This window comes from Psychrobacter sp. SCQQ22 (assembly GCF_015864605.1).
GTDB classification, from domain to species: Bacteria; Pseudomonadota; Gammaproteobacteria; order Pseudomonadales; family Moraxellaceae; genus Psychrobacter; species Psychrobacter fozii.
On the sequence record NZ_JADYWZ010000003.1, the window covers coordinates 20,398 to 37,926 of the forward strand.

Consider the following 17,529-nt stretch of genomic DNA (forward strand, 5'->3'; position numbering starts at 1 on the left):
AACGCCATAATCTAAGCGATAGCCTATATTTTATCACTGCTAGATGCCTCCAGCCCTTATGATCAAAAAATACTTTACTCTATGTATGTTATCGAAAGTTAGACGTCAGTCATCTATGCAGGTGCACTCGCTATCTAACCTGACGGCGACTCCGAGTCATTCGAATGTTCATTCAGCGATCAAACCAATCAAAATTTTGAATAAATGTCACGCAAGCCTAATCAACAAGCGTTTTATGAGTAAAATAAATACCATGGTGGGGATTGGTGCACTACTAATATTGCAAGGTATTTTTCTAATGCCAGCACATGCTGCCAGTACCGCGAGGAGTGGCCAACGTGTGTTGATGATCGAAATGACGCCTGCCTTATGTAGTATGCAGCCAACGCGTGCCCGTATGCGTCAATGTCTAGAAGGCTATTCGCTCACCGTATCGGGTTTAGATATGGGCTATGGTGAGCGTTGCGGTCGTGGTAGTGAGCCACGTTTAACACCGCTTCAGCTAAAAGTCGTCAACCGTATCATGCCTGATACCACAGTACGCAGCCAAACATGGCAACGTTATGGTGCCTGTAGTCCATTTAGTGCCAGTAGTTACTTTCGCCAGATTACCAATTACGCTGGCGCATTGAAGTTGCCAAAGGAGCTAAATACGGGTAATAGCTATACGGTTTCTAAGTCACGATTTATCAGTCAGATGACTCGCCTTAATAAAGGTATGTCATCGGCTAGTGTCGACCTAATTTGCCAAGCGGGCAGTCGAAAGCAGTCTATCTTGACGGATATTCATGTTTGTTATGAAGGTTCTGAGTTTGGTAGTTGTCCTAATGTTGTGGACAGTTGTGGTAGTCGCTTTATCATTTCAGGCGGTGAGTAGCTTTCCTCAATGCTATTTAAAAGTTATCATTTAGCATCCTTTTTGATACCCTCTTTGACAATTTTTAGTCATAGCTTATAGCCTCATCCTTTTATTATAAGCGTTATATCAAGCGATATAGTGCTAATCCACGTGATCATCAGCTCCTTTTAAATCTGTCTTAGTGCTTGATTCATAAGCGCTTTACTTGCTTAAAGCCTCTCTCGTATAAAATGTAACAATATAATAGGTCGTGGGCCTCTTATTGTCTCTAGACGATTCGCTGAACGAAGTGCTACACTAACCCTCGGTTTATGGCTGCTGCTATGCAGCAAACAAGTCGATATCTAAAATGATAATCATTCATTAGAGTCATCAATTAGAATCATGAATTATCTAATAATTAATTAGGGAGTATTCAATGTCAATGAAACAGCCTTTACGTGTTGCCGTCACTGGTGCCGCTGGTAATATCAGCTATGCTATGCTATTTCGTATTGCATCTGGTGAAATGCTAGGTAAAGATCAGCCAGTTATTTTGCAATTGCTTGAAATCGCCCCAGCACTTGACGCCCTAAAGGGTGTGGTCATGGAGTTAGAAGACTGTGCATTCCCATTATTGGCCGGTATCGTTCAAACTGATGATGCGACCGTTGCATTCAAAGATGTTGACTATGCTTTGCTAGTCGGTTCACGTCCTCGTGGCCCAGGTATGGAACGTAAAGATTTGCTAGAAGCCAATGCTGCGATTTTCTCAGCACAAGGTAAAGCATTGAATGACGTAGCAAGCCGTGACGTAAAAGTATTGGTAGTGGGTAACCCTGCTAACACCAACGCGCTTATCGCTCAACGCAATGCACCAGATCTTGATCCACGTAACTTCACAGCAATGACTCGTTTGGATCATAACCGTGCCATGGCGCAGTTGGCTGGCAAAACTGACAGCACTGTAAATGACGTGAAAAAAATGATCATCTGGGGTAACCACTCATCAACTCAGTATCCAGATCTAACAGCTTGTACTGTAAATGGTAAGCCAGCTTTAGATCTAGTTGATCGTACTTGGTACGAAGGCACTTATATCCCAGAAGTACAGCAACGTGGTGCAGCGATTATTAAAGCTCGCGGTGCTTCATCTGCCGCTTCTGCTGCCAATGCTGCCATTGCACATATGCGCACTTGGGCACTTGGTACTGATGAGAACGATTGGGTATCAATGGGCGTTTACTCAAACGGCGAATACAGTATCGCGGAAGGTTTGATTTACTCATTCCCATGCACGTGTACTAACGGCGACTGGTCTATCGTAGACGGCGTTGATGTATCATCTGATTTCTCAAAAGAGAAAATGGCTGCGACTGAGCAAGAGCTTAGCGAAGAGCGTGATGCAGTAGCACACTTACTACCATAAGCAGATATTTTGCTTAAGTGGTAAGACCAAAAGCAGTACATAAAAAGGCCCTCTGAAATATGAGGGCTTTTTTTATGTCTTGGAAAAATAAGTAATCGTTGCAGCTAGTTTGAGACACTTTAGATGTAAGTAAGGCAAACAAAGCAAAATAAGTAAAACACTAAAAATAATAGCCTAACATCGTATCTGATTTATACAAGACTGGACCATTGCCATTAATACAATTGATAACGTTAGATAAACGTTGGTTAACAGCTATTAAAATAGAGCCTGCTACAATAAAGTGGTAAGCATAAATAATAATCACAAATAAACCTGCATTATCTAGGGAGAAAAATATGATGAATGAACCTGAATATAATATAAATGAATTATTTGCGCAGCTAGGACTTGATAGCTCAGATGAAGCAATCGATAGCTTTATTGAAAAAAACAAATTGGCAAAAGAAGAGAAGCTAATAGAGTCAAATGTCTGGACCGAAAATCAGCGTATGTTTTTGCAAGAAGAATGGGAAAAAGATGCGGAATGGGTAGAAGTCATTGACGACTTAAACGTACGTATGCACCCAGATGCCTAGCTATAAAAGCAAGCTTGTAAAGAAAGAAAGCTTATAAAAAAGCAAGCTCATAAAAAAACCCACAAACATTTATGTTGTGGGTTTTTTTATGAGTTAGATATCTGTTCTAACAAGGTTATTGTTTTGCTAGCCACTCAATCAACTCTTTTACATCGTTATGAATGCCAGTCTTTAATGCCTCTAAGCCATCGTAACGTCGTTCACCATGCAGATAATGCAAAAATCGAACCTGTAGAGTCAGGTCATATAAATCAGCTTGCAGCTCTGGGAAATGAACTTCCAAACGCCAATTATGCTCTTTATCTACTGAAGGTCTGGTACCGATATTGGCTGTACCAAACAAGCTATCAGCACGTAATCCTGCTATACCAGTTTGTCCGTTGACCGCATTTACAGTTAGGCCATTAGGAATTATTTGACCATTATCATCGAGACTGACCACATCGACACCGAATATGCCATGCAACGCAGGCTTTAAGCGTTTTAGATCAATATTAGCAGTAGGGAAGTCTATCGTGCGGCCAATTTGATCACCACTGACGACCAGTCCTGTAATCGCATAGTCGCGACCTAGTAAGGTATTGGCGGCATCGATATCACCAGCCAACAGCATATCACGCACACGAGTAGAGCTGATACGTGCCGCATTATCACTACTGTCAGTGACAGTATGTAAGTTGGTCACATCCAGACCATAATCACGCAAAAACTGACTGTCACCAGTACGGTCATGACCAAATTTGAAGTCATCGCCCAGTACTAAGGCTTGTACATTCAAGCGCAGTGCCAAAATATCTGCAAATGCTTGTGCGGATAGCGACCGGAAATCTGTATCAAATCCCGCCACAATTAAAGTTTCAACACCATACTCTGCTAGCAAGGCTTGTTTTTCAGCGAGATTGGTTAAGCGAGCAGGCGCAGTGGCTGTCGCAAAAAACTCACGAGGCTGTGGCTCAAATATCATGACAGCAGAGCCAAGATTTTGCGCCTGTGCAATTTCTCTGACTTGTGTAAGCATCGCTTGATGCCCCAAATGTACGCCGTCAAAATTGCCAATAGTGAGCACACAGGGCGCTAGATCTATTGGGCTAATATTGGCAGGCAGTGTACTTGGCGACGCAATCAGTTGCTCAAGAAAATAGGTGTTCATAAATTTTCAGCTATGATAGATAAGACCAGATAAAAAAGAAAAACACACCATACCAAAAATCGATGTGTCTAAAATCAGCCATTATAAAGTAAAATGGCTATACTAACATCCTATAGTCTACTCATAATATAAGTAGGGCGCTGTCAGTTCCGCTATTATAAAGAAACACTTGAGCTTATCTTCCTTTGACGACTATCGTTAGCAATCAGCTATATAGTGGATTCAGTTTAAAAGAGAGTCAAGGCAACCGAGTGCAGATGTATATGTGATACTTCAAGCGAGGTTGACGCTGTAGCTCTTTTATAAAAGATTGACTATATTCAAAAATTCCTGCGAATCATACAACCAACTAACTATGGAGCTCTTATGTCCGATGTTGCCTTGAATGCTGTGCCATCTATCTTACCTCAACACAATCTTAATGACGATTTTATCGTACAGCGCGCAAGTGAGAGAGACCTGCCAGAGATATTAGCGATTTATAATCAAAGCATTGCAGGTAAGCAAGCAACAGCCAACCTTGTTCCAGTGACCTGTGAAGAGCGTGCAGATTGGTTTGATGAGCATTTAAATAGCGCCACGCGACCTATTTATGTCGTTCGCTCAGTGACAGAAACCACCGAAAGTGGTAAGCAAGCAGAGTCTTCGCCGATAGTGGCATGGGGCAGTTTTAGTGATCTTTATGCACGTATGGCGTACCATATCAGCACCGAGATTAGTATTTATTTGCACGAAGGGCATCAAGGAAAAGGACTGGGCAGTTTACTGACACGCTGGATGCTTACTCAAGCACCAAGCTTAGGGATTCAAAATATCATCGCGCTTATCTTCGCACACAACCAACCAAGCTTAGGGTTGTTCCGTAAGCTTGATTTTGAGCAATGGGGTTATATGCCAAAGGTTTGTGATATGGAAGGTTTTATGGCGGATGTTGTCATGCTTGGAAAAGCGGTGACAATAGACTAGAACCTGTTAGACAGAAAGGAAAATCAAATAGCATCATGCTTGATAGTGTGATGCTTTAGCCTAAGATTTTCCATTGACCGTCTATTTCTTGTAGTTCGTAAGTCAAAGGTGCAGGCTCACTCTGTCCTTTTAACATCAGCTCACCAGTGATGGTGGCACGAGTTTTATCATCGTTATATTGAGTGTCAGTAATAGTGACACCCTCCACGGTTTGCTGAAAGGCAGACTGAGTTTTTGCTAGCTCTTCTTCAAAGTTTGCCATATCTACTTCATAGTATCCAGCGGCTTGTTTTACATCACCGTAGTACAGGCTATCCAATGCTTTCTTAACCGTGTCTTCTGGCGTGCCAGCTTCAGTAGGATTGGTGACTAGGCTTTTTTGCTGAGTAGCCTCTTTATTACTATCAGCTGTTTTTTCATCATCAGTTGCGCTATGAGAATCGGCCACTTCTACTTTGTGTACCGTTTCTTCTGTATCGACATCATTGCTGCAACCACTCAGAAGCAATCCAGTACTCAGTAGACCAGTCGCAAATAAGATTGGCAAACGTGGAATTATCAGCTGTTTAGTCATTATAAGACCTCAAAATTTATTTATTAATGCATAAGCTATTATGACAAATATTCGTATCGAACACTGTCAGTTCTCAGGCCAAGCTTGTTTTGGTTTCGTAAGTTAAGGCCTTGTTTGGTATGTTTAGCCATGCTTTAGTTGGCGGGGGCGGAAGCCTGTAGCGAGTAATACCACACCATAAACCAAAGCACCCACGGCACACATAATAATAAGAGCAGTAATACGTCGCCACTGAGCATCATCGGCAGGGAAATAGGGCAACATGAAATACAGCACTGCAATCATCGCGGTTGTAGAAATGGCAAACTGGGCAAACAGTTTTTTCCAGTGGCTACCAAAACGGAAAATATCGCGCTTATGTAAGAAATAATACAATAGCCCTGCGTTTACAAATGCCGCACCTGTGGTTGCTAATGCTAAGCCACCGTGTAGTGGAATCTCCAAGAAATAGAAAATACCAATAAAAATAACACTAAAGACCATATTGGCTATAACGGAGATGATACCGATTTTTACAGGCGTTCGAGTGTCTTGACGTGCAAAAAATGCAGGGGCAAATATCTTAATCAACATAAAGCCTAAGATACCACCAGCCATACTACGCAATGCTAGCGAGCTCATTTGTGCATCACGCAAAGTAAATTCACCACGCAAAAACAATGCTTGCATTAATACATCTGCAAGTATAAATAGCGCTGCTGATGCCGGAACACCTACTAATATGATTAAGCGTGCCGCCCAGTCAATCGTCTTTTTGAAGCTAACGTCGTCTTGCATCGCTTCACTTTTTGACAGACTTGGTAATATGACTGTACCAATTGCCACGCCAATCAGACCTAGTGGCAGCTCGCTCATACGCTCTGCAGCATACAACCAAGAAACCGACCCACCAATCATTAATGATGCAAAGATGGTGTTTAATAGTAAATTAATCTGAGTGACAGAAACACCAAAAATGGCAGGGAGCATGAGTTTTAAAATACGGCGAACGCCTTCATGCTGAAAGTCAATCTTTGGAGCGACCAGCAGTTTTTGTTGCCATAGCTGTGGCAGCTGTAGCAAAAACTGTAGCAAACCTGCGATAGCGACGGCATAGCCAAGTGCCATGATAGGGGTATCGAACATTGGGGCGAAAATCAGTGCACCACCAATCATGCATAAGTTTAATAACACTGGTGCAAACGCTGGTGCAGCAAATCGTCCGTAGCTTTGCAAAATACCACTGGCAAAAGCCGTCATGGAAATGAATAGCAAATACGGAAAGGTTAGGCGTAGTAATTCAGCAGTGATGGCAAATTTATCGGGTTGATCGGCAAAGCCGGGTGCAAACAACGTCACGACCCAAGGCGCGATTAAGATAACCACGACTGTCAGCATGGATAGAACCATTAACAGAGCACCTGAAGTGCGACTGACTAAAATCTGTACTTGCTGTAGGCTGTACTTTTCTTTGTATTCGGATAGAACAGGTACGAACGCTTGGCTAAAAGCGCCTTCTGCAAATAGACGTCGCAAAAAGTTGGGTATCTTAAAGGCGACCAAAAAGGCATCCATCAGACCACCAGCGCCAAAAACACCTAACAATACGACATCGCGTACTAGGCCTAAAATACGAGACAGCATGGTCATACTGCTGACCACCATGGTTGAACGAAATAACCGACTTTTTGCCATGAGAACCTATCTTGCTAAGTTGTATTGGGTTGTGTGCTGATTTTCTGTGTTGAAAAACTGACGAATTATATCACTTTCATAATCGAGATAAATGGATTGAATGTGGAATATGACATGTGGACAAAATAGGGTGTTTTATTTTAATAGAACGGCAACGTTTTCACGCAGTTTTGTCCATTCAAAATAATCACCAGGATCTGTCTTACGTCCTGGCGCGATATCGCTATGACCTGTCAAGTGACGACGAGTTTTAGGATAAGCTTCATAGATAGCACTGACGACCTGTGCGAGCCTGTCATATTGCATGTCAGTGAAAGGCGTAAAATCTGACCCTTCGAGTTCGATACCAATGCTATAATTGTTACATTCAGGTCGTCCCAAATAGCTTGATCGACCGGCATGCCAAGCACGCTCGTTAAAGTTTACAAACTGAGTGATCGACCCATCACGCTCGATAAATAGATGCGCAGAAACTTCGGTCCCTTCTATAGTTTTAAAGTAGGAATGGGCATTCCAATCTATTTGATTGGTAAACAGCGCCTTAACATAGTGAGTGCCATCAGTGTCGCAAGCGCCGAATTCGTTGGGTGGCAAGCTGATATTATGAATGACGATAGTGTCGATATTCATATCTGCTGGTCGCATATTTTTGTTGGGCGATGCGAGCCATGTGGCTGCAGATAATAAGCCGTCTTTAATAGTCATTGAGGATGATTTGGACATAATATTCTCTTTTACTAAAATTTATCAAACACGCCCCAGAGATTTAAACAATCTAGGTCGAAAACGGGTTTTGGATTGTTTTATTTAGGGTCTGTTGCATATTCAACAGACCTTAACACTACAGTAGACATTATTAGTCAGCCCCTAATCACGCTATCAGCGTATGAATAATAACGTGCGAGGTTTTACTCATGGCTACAAAGCCTATGTCTCTATCAGTCGATTGTACCTTAACAATAACTTGCCAACGAGCCTGTTTGCCACTTGCTATCGCTGGGTTACTATTCTCTGGCCAAGCACAGGCTTTTTTGCCAACACCAGAATCGCTAGTAACCACAGGTGAATTGGCGAGTGAGCCACAAACACCGATAAATAGTAATACGACACATACCATGCCACATGATGGCGCTGAAGAAGAAACTAACAACACGCAAAGTATGCAAGGCGTACAAGACAGCAGTGCTCAATCGTTATTAGCCACGTGGCGCACACAAGCAAAAACAGAAAATCTGGCACAGCATACAACGTGGCGACGATTACTGTATTTCTTTGATGATCAAAAGAACTTAATTGGTAAGAAAAAAAACACCAGTATGGTTGATGACGCTGGCTTCTTTTTAAGTGAAAATGGTCGGAGTGATTCAGGTGCAGAGCTTGATGCTCTGCTTGTTGCCCTTGCCGACGAAATGCAGGCCGCTACTAATAAAAAGACCGCTAATAAAAGTTCTGCCCAAATAACCGACGGCCATTCTGTCAGTAGTCGTGCTGTCGATAGCAACTCTGTACTATGCCGTTTTCCAGCACGAGTACAATGGCTGACTGATACGTTGAATATTGACGACACTGTGCTACAAGCTGACTGTCCAGAGCTAGATAAGTGGATGCAAACGATTGCACCTGAGCAGCTGTCTCTCATGTTTGCACAGGAGTATTTGGACAATCCTCTCTCAGCGTTTGCTCATACTCTGCTACGTATCGACTCAAAAGAAAGCGTCGCTGATCCTAGCCAAATTCATCACGCTCATGCGTTGAATTATACGGTAGATGGCAATCCTGAGGATAGCTTTCCAGTATACTCCGTCAAGTCAATGATTGGTGCTTATGACAGTCTTATTGAGATTGACCCTTATCCTGAAAAGCTCGTGAATTATCTACAGGGAGATGAGCGCGATACGTGGACCTATCAATTGGATTTGACACCAAGCGAAGTTCAGAAAATCATGTTGCATGTCTGGGAAACCAAGGATTTGAAGTTACCATATTACTTCACCACAGATAACTGCGCATCTGAAGTGTTGCGTCTAATTGACGTGGTGCGCCCGCAGCAGCATTTATTAAGCAGATTGCCTTATGCGGTCATTCCTTCAGATGTCGTGCAGTTACTTAATAGTGAAGGTTTGCTTGCCAGCAGTATTTACACCCCAGCTGATAGTACCTTACGCCAATCTCAGTTAAATAAAGTGAGGCAGCAGCGTGAGCAACTTGGCTATCACAACAGCGCCACACAGACGATTGACGAGATTAAATCTGCTCAGCTCAATGCTGTCTCGAGCATGTCAGCTGACAAGCAAACATTATTGCCGACTAGTATCGTTGTATCAGATAACAATCCTGTTGACAGACATCCGCTGACATTGGGGAGCATCGGGATAGGGCAGCGCGGTGACAATAACTATATCGATCTGGGCTTGCGGGCAGGATTCCATGATACGCTTGACCGCTCATCAGGATATCCGCAGTTTTTTAATTTAGAAGGCATTGCGGCGACCTTACGTTTATATGACACGGATAATGATAAAGACAATCAGCCAAAAAATGTGGTCTTGCAAAATGCCACGTTAATTCGCGGTCGTTCTTTTAATCCTGTTAATTCTGCCAAAAAAGGTAAAACGTGGGGCGCAAGTATCGAAGCGACACGCGTCAATGACGGTTCGCAGAAAGACGGCACAGACCATTTAGTGGGGAGCGTGGGCTACGAGACAGGGTGGTCTTGGGCATTTGGAGCCCCCAATACAGATACTGGCGAGATGCCGCCGCAATTATGCTACACCTTGTTGTCCGGTACGACGCAAGTAGGTCGTGGTATCAATAAAGGCTTTCGTGTCGGTGCTGGTATAAATGCTGGCTGTCGTTATCAAATTAACAATCAGTTACGCGCGCAGGCTGAATTGCAACTGCCATATTGGTATCATGGCAGCAGCGATGAGTCGAACATTCGCGGTCATTATTGGCAACCGATATCGACGCTAGGTCTGCAATACGATATTGATAAAAAACAAGCACTACGCATCAATGCCAATTACGAATGGCAAGAACGTATCGATGCCAATGAAGATATACAGCTGTCATACAGACGCTATTTTTAGACATTGATTTAGAAAAAATTGCTTCTAAGCGCCGTAATGGTTGTATAAAGGGAAGAGTTATTTATGAATATGCAACATTTATTAATTATTGGTCAAGGTGATATTGGATTACCAGTGACCAATAAGCTTGCGCAGGATGGCTTGAATGTCACGGGTCTGGCTCGTGGTGAGCGGCAGGATTATGCGTTGGATGATAAAGCCATATTTAAACAAGCCGATGCATTAACGCTGACTGCCCAAATCTTGCAAGGTTTTACGCATATTGCCATTATCGTCACGCCTGATGAGTATTCGAGCAGCGGCTATCACAACAGTTATCTAGCGATCTGTCAGCACTTGGCAAATCTTGCAGAAAATCTGACCAACCTTGAGCGCATTGTCTTTATCTCATCAACGGGTGTCTATGGCCAAGACAATGGCGAGTGGATTGATGAGCATACTGCACCCATCACGCCTGCGCGCGACGCGTCAAAGGTCATACTGCAAGCAGAACAAGCGCTGCAACAGGGCTTTGGAAATAAGGCCGTGGTCATTCGTCCCAGCGGTATCTATGGGCGCGAGCGGTTAATGCGCCTACGTAAAGCCCGCGAGCCGCAAAAAGAGCCAGTGGCCGCGAGCCATTGGAGCAATCGAATTATGGATCGTGATTTGGTCAATATTATTGCCAATGTATTGACCATGGATTCGCCAGAGCCAATATATCTGGCGACTGACTATGCACCAGTGACAACATTGGAGTTGAGTGTTTGGTTAAGTGAGCAAATAGGCGAGACACCTCCTGCCATGGATAACGAAAAAACAGCGGTTACGGGAAAACGCTTGCATAGCAACATTCCATTAGCTTGGCTAGATTATCCTGATTGGCAAGCAGGTTACCGTGATATTTTGAACCATCAAGCATAATTAGGGCATGTCCTCAATCTGAACATTAAGCTTTAAATGGGCTAAAAATGGTCAAATATTTGCTAAACTGCGTCAAGTAGCTTGCTAATATCTCGATATTATCTGTACTACTTTCCTTATTTGGCTGCAATTTATCTCATTTTTATCACCATTTTCAAAATGAGGACACGCCCTACATCAAAAAAGTAAGTCTAGTCGTGGTTAAACTCATCCAGTGGGTAATGTATAGTACTGGCGTTCGTGTTCCTCGCTACTCTAATTTTTGTGAATGGTATAAGATGACCGTTCGACCTGATTTACCTTATTCGTTTTATATTTTATAGTCTATGGAGCTCTCATGACCCAGCCTTCTACTTCTGATAACTGCTTATCCAGTGCTGACATCACAGCAGCAGGTGGCAAGCGTACAGAAGGCAGTGCTGAGCAGTCGCCTGTTTTTTCTGATAGTACACAACCTGCCATCGTGCATCCTAACTTTGATCCTAAGCAGTCTCCACTTGATCCTGCAAGGCCTTTGACTGATATCCCAGAGCCTGCGCGTCGTCTAAATACTCAGCTGCGTCGTTTATATGGTAACGCTGCCCGTTTTTATCAGCCTAACAAAGACAGTCTATCGAAATGGGCATTAATTGCTTCAGAAGTCTTGGGTGAGCATCTGTCGTTACTGAGTGCAGCGGAGCTTGCTGAATTTCCGGACAGCTTTTATCATAATAATAGCGAGCAACCGTTGTTGTCAGCATTGACGAATATGACGTTGTTAGATATGTCAGATATTCAGCAAGCGCTTCAGGCTTATCCAAAACTACAGCGTTATGGTTTTACGCTTGCTGGCAGTCCGTTAAGCGCTGATTTGAATGGTGCTGATGCCGGTAACTGCAATACCAGTAATCGTAATGCCAGTAACAGTAAAGTTAGAGATGCTTCAACCTCTCTGCGTGCATTGACCAAACGTTATAATCCTGATGAGCTACTCAGTAGCCTCTATGCCGATGATTGGCAAGTGATTTTGCAGCCGCAGCAGTTTGAGACGGGCGAGGGTAGTCTGGCCACTGATATCATGGCGTGTAGTGTTGCCGTCCATGCGTTGCAGCAGTGCAGTACGCGCAAAAGTATCAATCATAGTTATAGCGCGGCGCAAATTTGTCAGCATGTACGCAGTTATCTGCTTAGTCAGGTCATCTGTGAGCCATCGCAGCGTCATGCATACCGTCAGGTGCGTCTATTTACGGGACATATTATTGTTGCCGCTTATCACTTGGGCTGGGAGATACAAGTGAGTCATGATGGTCAGTGCTATTTCAATCTCTCATCACGTAGTGGTCTATTGACCCGTTATCCTAATATGCAGGATTACGACATCAATGGTTGGTCAAGCTGATCAATAATGCGTACAATAATGCCAATTTTTTGCCCTCATTTTTGTTAATAGGAATGCCTTAATGTCCAATGCTCGTGTACCTAATAATTCAGTACCTAATGCTCAGCCTACTTTCTCATCGCATCAATTCATTCAATTGGCTTTAGATAACCAAGTCCTTAAGTTCGGTGAGTTTGTCCTTAAGTCTGGTCGTATTAGTCCATACTTTTTTAATGCAGGTTTGCTGGCGACAGGTGAGATGTTATCGTTGTTAGCACGTGGTTATGCCGACGCCTTAGCTGAACAGATGGCAGCGACCAATAACGGTACAGATGAGCAAGAGCTGGTCATTTTTGGTGCCGCTTATAAAGGCATCCCATTTGTTGCTGCCACCGCACAAGCATTATGGAACCATCATGGTATCAATGCTAAATGGGGTTACAATCGCAAAGAAGCCAAAACCCATGGTGAAGGTGGTAACTTGGTGGGTGCTGATGTCAATGGCAAAGCGGTTTGGGTATTAGATGATGTCATTACAGCTGGTACAGCCATGCGTGAAGTGGTCGAGATTTTAGAGCAAGCGGGCGCAAGCGTTGCCGGTATTATTGTCGCTCTTGATCGTAAAGAAAAAGGTCAAGCTGAGCATTCTGCTATTCAAGAACTGGCTTCGACCTTAGAGGTCCCTGTACGCGCACTCATCGATATTGATGATTTAATCAGCTATCTAGCAGATGACAATAGCCAATACAAAGATGCGACTCAGCTTGCAAAAATGCAGCATTATCGCACGCAGTACGGCGTATAATTTGTCGTAGATGGTTTTATGAGCGAGCATCTTTTATGCTGAATAGATGATATTTACCTATTTAACCGCTCATATCTGCCTATTAACAATATAGTCGAACCACTCTTAAAGTGTTATGACGTTAGACTCGCTTAGCCTACTACTGTAGTACTTGCGCTCGTCTGCCTTATACCATTTTTAAGATTGATTGACTATACAACGTAAGTGAGTTTTGTTATGAGTCTAGAAAATCAAAAAAAATCGTTAAACATACTCGTTATTATGGATCCTATCGAGCAGGTCAATTATAAAAAAGACACTACCTTAGCCATGATGTGGTCAGCACAAGATCGCGGGCATAGCTTAGGATACTGTCAGATTCAAGATCTTTGGTTGGATCGTGGGCAGTTGATGGTCGATACGCAGCCAGTAACGGTAAAGCGTGATCCTAAAGACTTCTATACATTAGGTGATAAAACAACGGCACCGGTTAGTGATTATGACGTGATTTTGATGCGCAAAGATCCACCGTTTGATATGCGTTTTATCTATACGACCTATATGCTCGATCATGCAAAAGCGACAGGCGTACTCGTGGTCAACGATCCGCAAGCCATCCGTGATTGTAATGAGAAATTGTTTGCCACTTGGTTTAGTGATTATATGAGCCCAACGATTGTGACCAGTAAACAGGCGCACATTCGCAAGTTCATTGCTGAGCAGCAAGATGTTATTGTCAAACCCCTAGATGGTATGGGTGGTACAGGTATCTTCCGTCTGACTGCTGATAGCCCAAACATTGGTGTCACACTAGAAGTATTGACGGAGTTAGAGACGCTGCCAATTATGGCACAGCGTTATTTACCAGAGATTGTCGAAGGCGATAAACGCGTATTAATCGTCGATGGTGTGGTGGTAGGTTATAGTTTGGCTCGTATTCCGACCAAAGGCGAGACCCGTGGTAATCTAGCTGCAGGTGGTAGTGGTGTTGCTATGCCGTTGACTGATATCGAACGTCAAGTGGCAGAAATAGTAGCACCTATTGTGAAAGAAAAAGGTCTTATGTTCGTTGGCTTAGATCTCATCGGCGGTCGTATTACTGAGATTAACGTTACCAGTCCGACTTGTGTACGCGAGATTGACGATCAGTGTGGTACAGACATTGCGACGGACTTTATTATCGCCATTGAAAATAAATTCACGATTTGAGCATCGTAGTAATGATAGGGTGATTTATCATTAAGGTATGTGCACAATGATAAAAAAATAGTTGTGCTAATATATCTTGTCGAAACGTGATTGAAAATGTCGATTTTATCGATGTTACAGCGTATTTATTAAAGCCAAGCCGAGGTTGTTCACGGCTTGGATTTTTATTATTAACGACGCATAAAATGCTATATATAAGTCAACGATTTACACTATACTATGCGAGATTTTATAGGGTCGTTATTTGTCGATAACTAAAATCCTGATAGGATGATAAGTCCTTCATATAAATAAAAAGATAGGCAGGCGTTCATGAAAAAACCGCATATATTAATGATGGCTGCTGGTACTGGCGGGCATGTGTTCCCAGCATTGGCAGTGGCTGAGGAATTGACCCAGCGCGGTGCGGTTATTCATTGGTTAGGAACGCCAAATGGCATGGAAAATGGCCTAGTTAAACCAACTGGTTATAGCTTTCATGCCATTGATATGCAAGGGCTGCGTGGTAAAGGAGTAGGGCGCTTGTTAAAGCTACCTGTAACCCTGCTATCAGCGACGATGGCTGCTATAAAAGTCATTCGCAACAATCAGATTGATATTGTCGTAGGCTTCGGTGGTTATGTGACCGCACCAGGCGGTATTGCAGCACGTATGACCAGCACGCCGCTTATTATTCATGAGCAAAATGCTATTGCTGGCATGAGTAATCGCTATCTGTCTAAAATTGCTACCAAGGTATTACAGGCCTTTGAGCACACTTTTGCAAATAGTGAGCTTGATGCAAAGCTAGAGACGGTTGGTAATCCGGTACGTAATGCTATCACTGGTGTCGTGGAACCGACTGTACGTTACGATTTGAATGATACGTCACCACTTAAGTTGCTGGTGGTTGGTGGCTCGCTTGGTGCACAAGTATTAAATGATACCGTGCCAAAAGCGCTGGCGTTGATAGACCGTCCTTTTGAAGTGCGTCATCAATGTGGACGAAATAATGAGGCCGCCACGAAAACTGCTTATGATGAGCAAGATTTGAGCGTTCATAAATTTGTGGTACAGCCATTTATTGATGATATGGCCGCTGCTTATAATTGGGCAGACATCATTGTTTGCCGAGCAGGTGCATTGACCGTTACCGAAATTCAAAACGTCGGTATTGCTGCTATTTTTGTACCGCTGCCGCATGCCGTTGATGATCATCAAACAGCCAATGCTCGTACGTTAACCTCACATGATGCAGCGATTTTATTACCTCAATCTGAGTTAACGCCACAGCGTTTGAGCAATGAGCTGGCAGCGCTTGATCGAAGTGCTTGCTTAACCATGGCCAAGAAAGGCCATGCGCTTGCCAACCGTAGTGCTAGCAAGCAGGTCGCTGATATTATTTGGCAAACCCTGTAGCTTATATTTCTACCAGCTGCTATTTTTATAACTAATTATTCTGATTCACCACATTTTATTCGCCTTTAACCAAGAGAATTGATTATGCCTACCTCTGCGAAAGCGCTACCTAAACGTTTGATTGAAATACCAGAAATGCGTCGTATCCAGCATTTGCATTTTGTAGGTATTGGCGGCTCAGGGATGTGCGGTATCGCCGAGGTGATGAGCAATCAAGGTTACGAAGTAAGTGGTTCTGATATCGCTGAGAGCTTGGTCACTCGACGTTTACAGCAGATTGGCATTGAAATATCAATTGGTCATGACTCGAAAAACATTGCCAACGCAGATGTTGTCGTCGTATCGTCAGCGATTGATCGTAGCAATCCTGAGATTAAAGCAGCCCTTGAAGCACGCTTGCCTGTCGTTCGCCGTGCAGACATGTTGGGTGAGTTGATGCGTTATCGTCATAGTATTGCTGTTGCGGGTGCTCATGGTAAGACCACAACGACTAGCTTGCTCACTACGATGATGGCAGAAGGCCAGCTCGATCCTACGTACGTGATTGGCGGTAAGCTTAATGCTTCTGGGAAAAATGCCGCGCTTGGTAGTAGTCGCTTTCTAGTCGCTGAAGCTGATGAGTCTGATGCATCATTTTTATCGTTGCATCCAATGGCTGCAATTGTGACGAATATCGATCAAGACCATATGGAAACTTATGAGAACAGCTTTGATAAATTAAAAGCCGCTTATATTCAGTTCCTACAAAATATGCCATTTTATGGTCTGGCTGTGGTGTGTGGTGATGACCCAGAGCTGTATGCGATGATTGATGATATTGGCCGCCCTGTACTGACCTTTGGTCTTGAGCCTTTTAATGATGTGCAAGGTGTTGATTTAGTGACTGAGGGCACTAAAACCCACTTTACCGTGTTGCGCCGTGACCGTGAGCCTTTACGTTTGACGCTCAACATTCCTGGTACTCATAACGTTTATAATGCGCTTGCTGCTATCACGATGGCGACCGATGAAGGCGTGGATGACGAAGCCATTAAGCGCGCCCTGCAAAAATTCGAAGGTGTTGGCCGTCGTTTTGAGCAGCATGCCTCTGTAGATATCGATGATGGCAACGTCCTATTGATTGATGATTATGGTCATCATCCAAAGGAAGTCGATGCAACTATTAAAGCTGCTCGTCAAAGTTTCCCTGATCGCCGTTTAGTCATGCTGTTTCAGCCGCATCGTTATAGCCGTACGCGTGACTGCTATGATGATTTTGTTGAAGTACTTTCAAGCGTAGATGAGCTATTATTATTAGACGTATATTCAGCAGGTGAAACGCCAATTACAGGTGCTGATACCAAGTCATTGGCGCGTAGTATTCGTTTGCGCGGTGAAGTTGAACCTACGATTGTTGATAAGGACAATCTAGCGCCTGTGATGCAGCGTCTATTGAAAGCCAATGACATGCTGATTACTCAAGGCGCTGGTAATGTGGGGCAAATATCCGTTGATTTGGCTGCAAACAACCTTTACATCAAGTAAGCTAAAAGAACTCTAGGAGTTATCCTCATGACGACGAACAATGATCAAAAACATGC

15 protein-coding genes are annotated in these 17,529 nt (G+C 43.4%); 11 read left to right on the forward strand and 4 right to left on the reverse strand.

The window, feature by feature from the left end; translation table 11 throughout:
• The first annotated feature begins 235 nt into the window (after positions 1-235).
• The 3 genes from I6E84_RS04830 to I6E84_RS04840 all read left to right on the forward strand — a co-directional run bounded on the left by I6E84_RS04830 (position 236) and on the right by I6E84_RS04840 (position 2,845).
• Positions 236-877 carry a hypothetical protein gene (locus I6E84_RS04830; RefSeq protein WP_197216516.1) on the forward strand — a complete coding sequence of 214 codons (642 nt, stop codon included), beginning with the start codon at positions 236-238 and terminating at the stop codon, positions 875-877.
• A 400-nt stretch (positions 878-1,277) separates the two neighbouring features.
• Entirely contained in the window at positions 1,278-2,267 is a 990-nt protein-coding gene (locus tag I6E84_RS04835) for a malate dehydrogenase (protein WP_197216518.1), read from the forward strand.
• A gap of 338 nt (positions 2,268-2,605) precedes the next feature.
• Positions 2,606-2,845, forward strand: a complete 240-nt coding sequence (locus tag I6E84_RS04840; protein WP_197101534.1) for a DUF2789 domain-containing protein — start codon at positions 2,606-2,608, stop codon at positions 2,843-2,845.
• Positions 2,846-2,960: 115 nt separating this feature from the next.
• On the opposite strand, the gene ribF is transcribed toward I6E84_RS04840, so the two are convergent.
• Positions 2,961-3,995 carry a riboflavin biosynthesis protein RibF gene (ribF, locus tag I6E84_RS04845; RefSeq protein WP_197216520.1) on the reverse strand — a complete coding sequence of 345 codons (1,035 nt, stop codon included), beginning with the start codon at positions 3,993-3,995 and terminating at the stop codon, positions 2,961-2,963.
• A gap of 366 nt (positions 3,996-4,361) precedes the next feature.
• On the opposite strand from ribF, the gene I6E84_RS04850 reads away from it, so the two are divergent.
• The gene (locus tag I6E84_RS04850) at positions 4,362-4,961 is read left to right on the forward strand and encodes a GNAT family N-acetyltransferase (protein ID WP_197216522.1); all 600 of its coding nucleotides are present in this window, start codon (positions 4,362-4,364) and stop codon (positions 4,959-4,961) included.
• A 55-nt stretch (positions 4,962-5,016) separates the two neighbouring features.
• Here I6E84_RS04850 and I6E84_RS04855 read toward each other — a convergent pair whose 3' ends face one another.
• From I6E84_RS04855 to ampD, 3 genes are all read right to left on the reverse strand, one after another.
• Positions 5,017-5,535: a hypothetical protein gene (locus tag I6E84_RS04855; RefSeq protein ID WP_227681308.1), complete on the reverse strand. Its 519-nt coding sequence runs from the start codon at positions 5,533-5,535 to the stop codon at positions 5,017-5,019.
• Positions 5,536-5,658: 123 nt separating this feature from the next.
• Complete coding sequence (gene murJ, locus I6E84_RS04860) at positions 5,659-7,209, reverse strand: murein biosynthesis integral membrane protein MurJ (RefSeq protein WP_197101540.1); 1,551 nt, start codon at positions 7,207-7,209, stop codon at positions 5,659-5,661.
• A gap of 135 nt (positions 7,210-7,344) precedes the next feature.
• Positions 7,345-7,932, reverse strand: coding sequence for a 1,6-anhydro-N-acetylmuramyl-L-alanine amidase AmpD (ampD, locus tag I6E84_RS04865; RefSeq protein ID WP_197216524.1), 588 nt, complete (start codon positions 7,930-7,932; stop codon positions 7,345-7,347).
• 191 nt (positions 7,933-8,123) lie between these two features.
• Between ampD and I6E84_RS04870 the strand changes: the two genes are divergently transcribed.
• The 7 genes from I6E84_RS04870 (at position 8,124) to murC (ending at position 17,473) form a co-directional block, all read left to right on the forward strand.
• On the forward strand, positions 8,124-10,298 hold the full coding sequence (locus I6E84_RS04870; RefSeq protein ID WP_197216526.1) for a DUF4105 domain-containing protein: 2,175 nt from the start codon (positions 8,124-8,126) through the stop codon (positions 10,296-10,298).
• Between the two features lie 63 nt (positions 10,299-10,361).
• Positions 10,362-11,201, forward strand: a complete 840-nt coding sequence (locus I6E84_RS04875) for an SDR family oxidoreductase (protein WP_197216528.1) — start codon at positions 10,362-10,364, stop codon at positions 11,199-11,201.
• A 337-nt stretch (positions 11,202-11,538) separates the two neighbouring features.
• Positions 11,539-12,579 (forward strand): hypothetical protein, encoded by a 1,041-nt coding sequence (locus I6E84_RS04880; protein WP_197216530.1) that lies wholly within the window; start codon positions 11,539-11,541, stop codon positions 12,577-12,579.
• A 61-nt stretch (positions 12,580-12,640) separates the two neighbouring features.
• Positions 12,641-13,363: an orotate phosphoribosyltransferase gene (gene pyrE, locus I6E84_RS04885; protein WP_197216532.1), complete on the forward strand. Its 723-nt coding sequence runs from the start codon at positions 12,641-12,643 to the stop codon at positions 13,361-13,363.
• A 216-nt stretch (positions 13,364-13,579) separates the two neighbouring features.
• The gene (gene gshB / locus I6E84_RS04890; protein WP_197216534.1) at positions 13,580-14,551 is read left to right on the forward strand and encodes a glutathione synthase; all 972 of its coding nucleotides are present in this window, start codon (positions 13,580-13,582) and stop codon (positions 14,549-14,551) included.
• A gap of 312 nt (positions 14,552-14,863) precedes the next feature.
• On the forward strand, positions 14,864-15,949 hold the full coding sequence (murG, locus tag I6E84_RS04895) for an undecaprenyldiphospho-muramoylpentapeptide beta-N-acetylglucosaminyltransferase (protein ID WP_197216536.1): 1,086 nt from the start codon (positions 14,864-14,866) through the stop codon (positions 15,947-15,949).
• A gap of 84 nt (positions 15,950-16,033) precedes the next feature.
• Positions 16,034-17,473 carry a UDP-N-acetylmuramate--L-alanine ligase gene (gene murC / locus I6E84_RS04900; RefSeq protein WP_197216538.1) on the forward strand — a complete coding sequence of 480 codons (1,440 nt, stop codon included), beginning with the start codon at positions 16,034-16,036 and terminating at the stop codon, positions 17,471-17,473.
• The last annotated feature ends 56 nt before the right edge of the window (positions 17,474-17,529 follow it).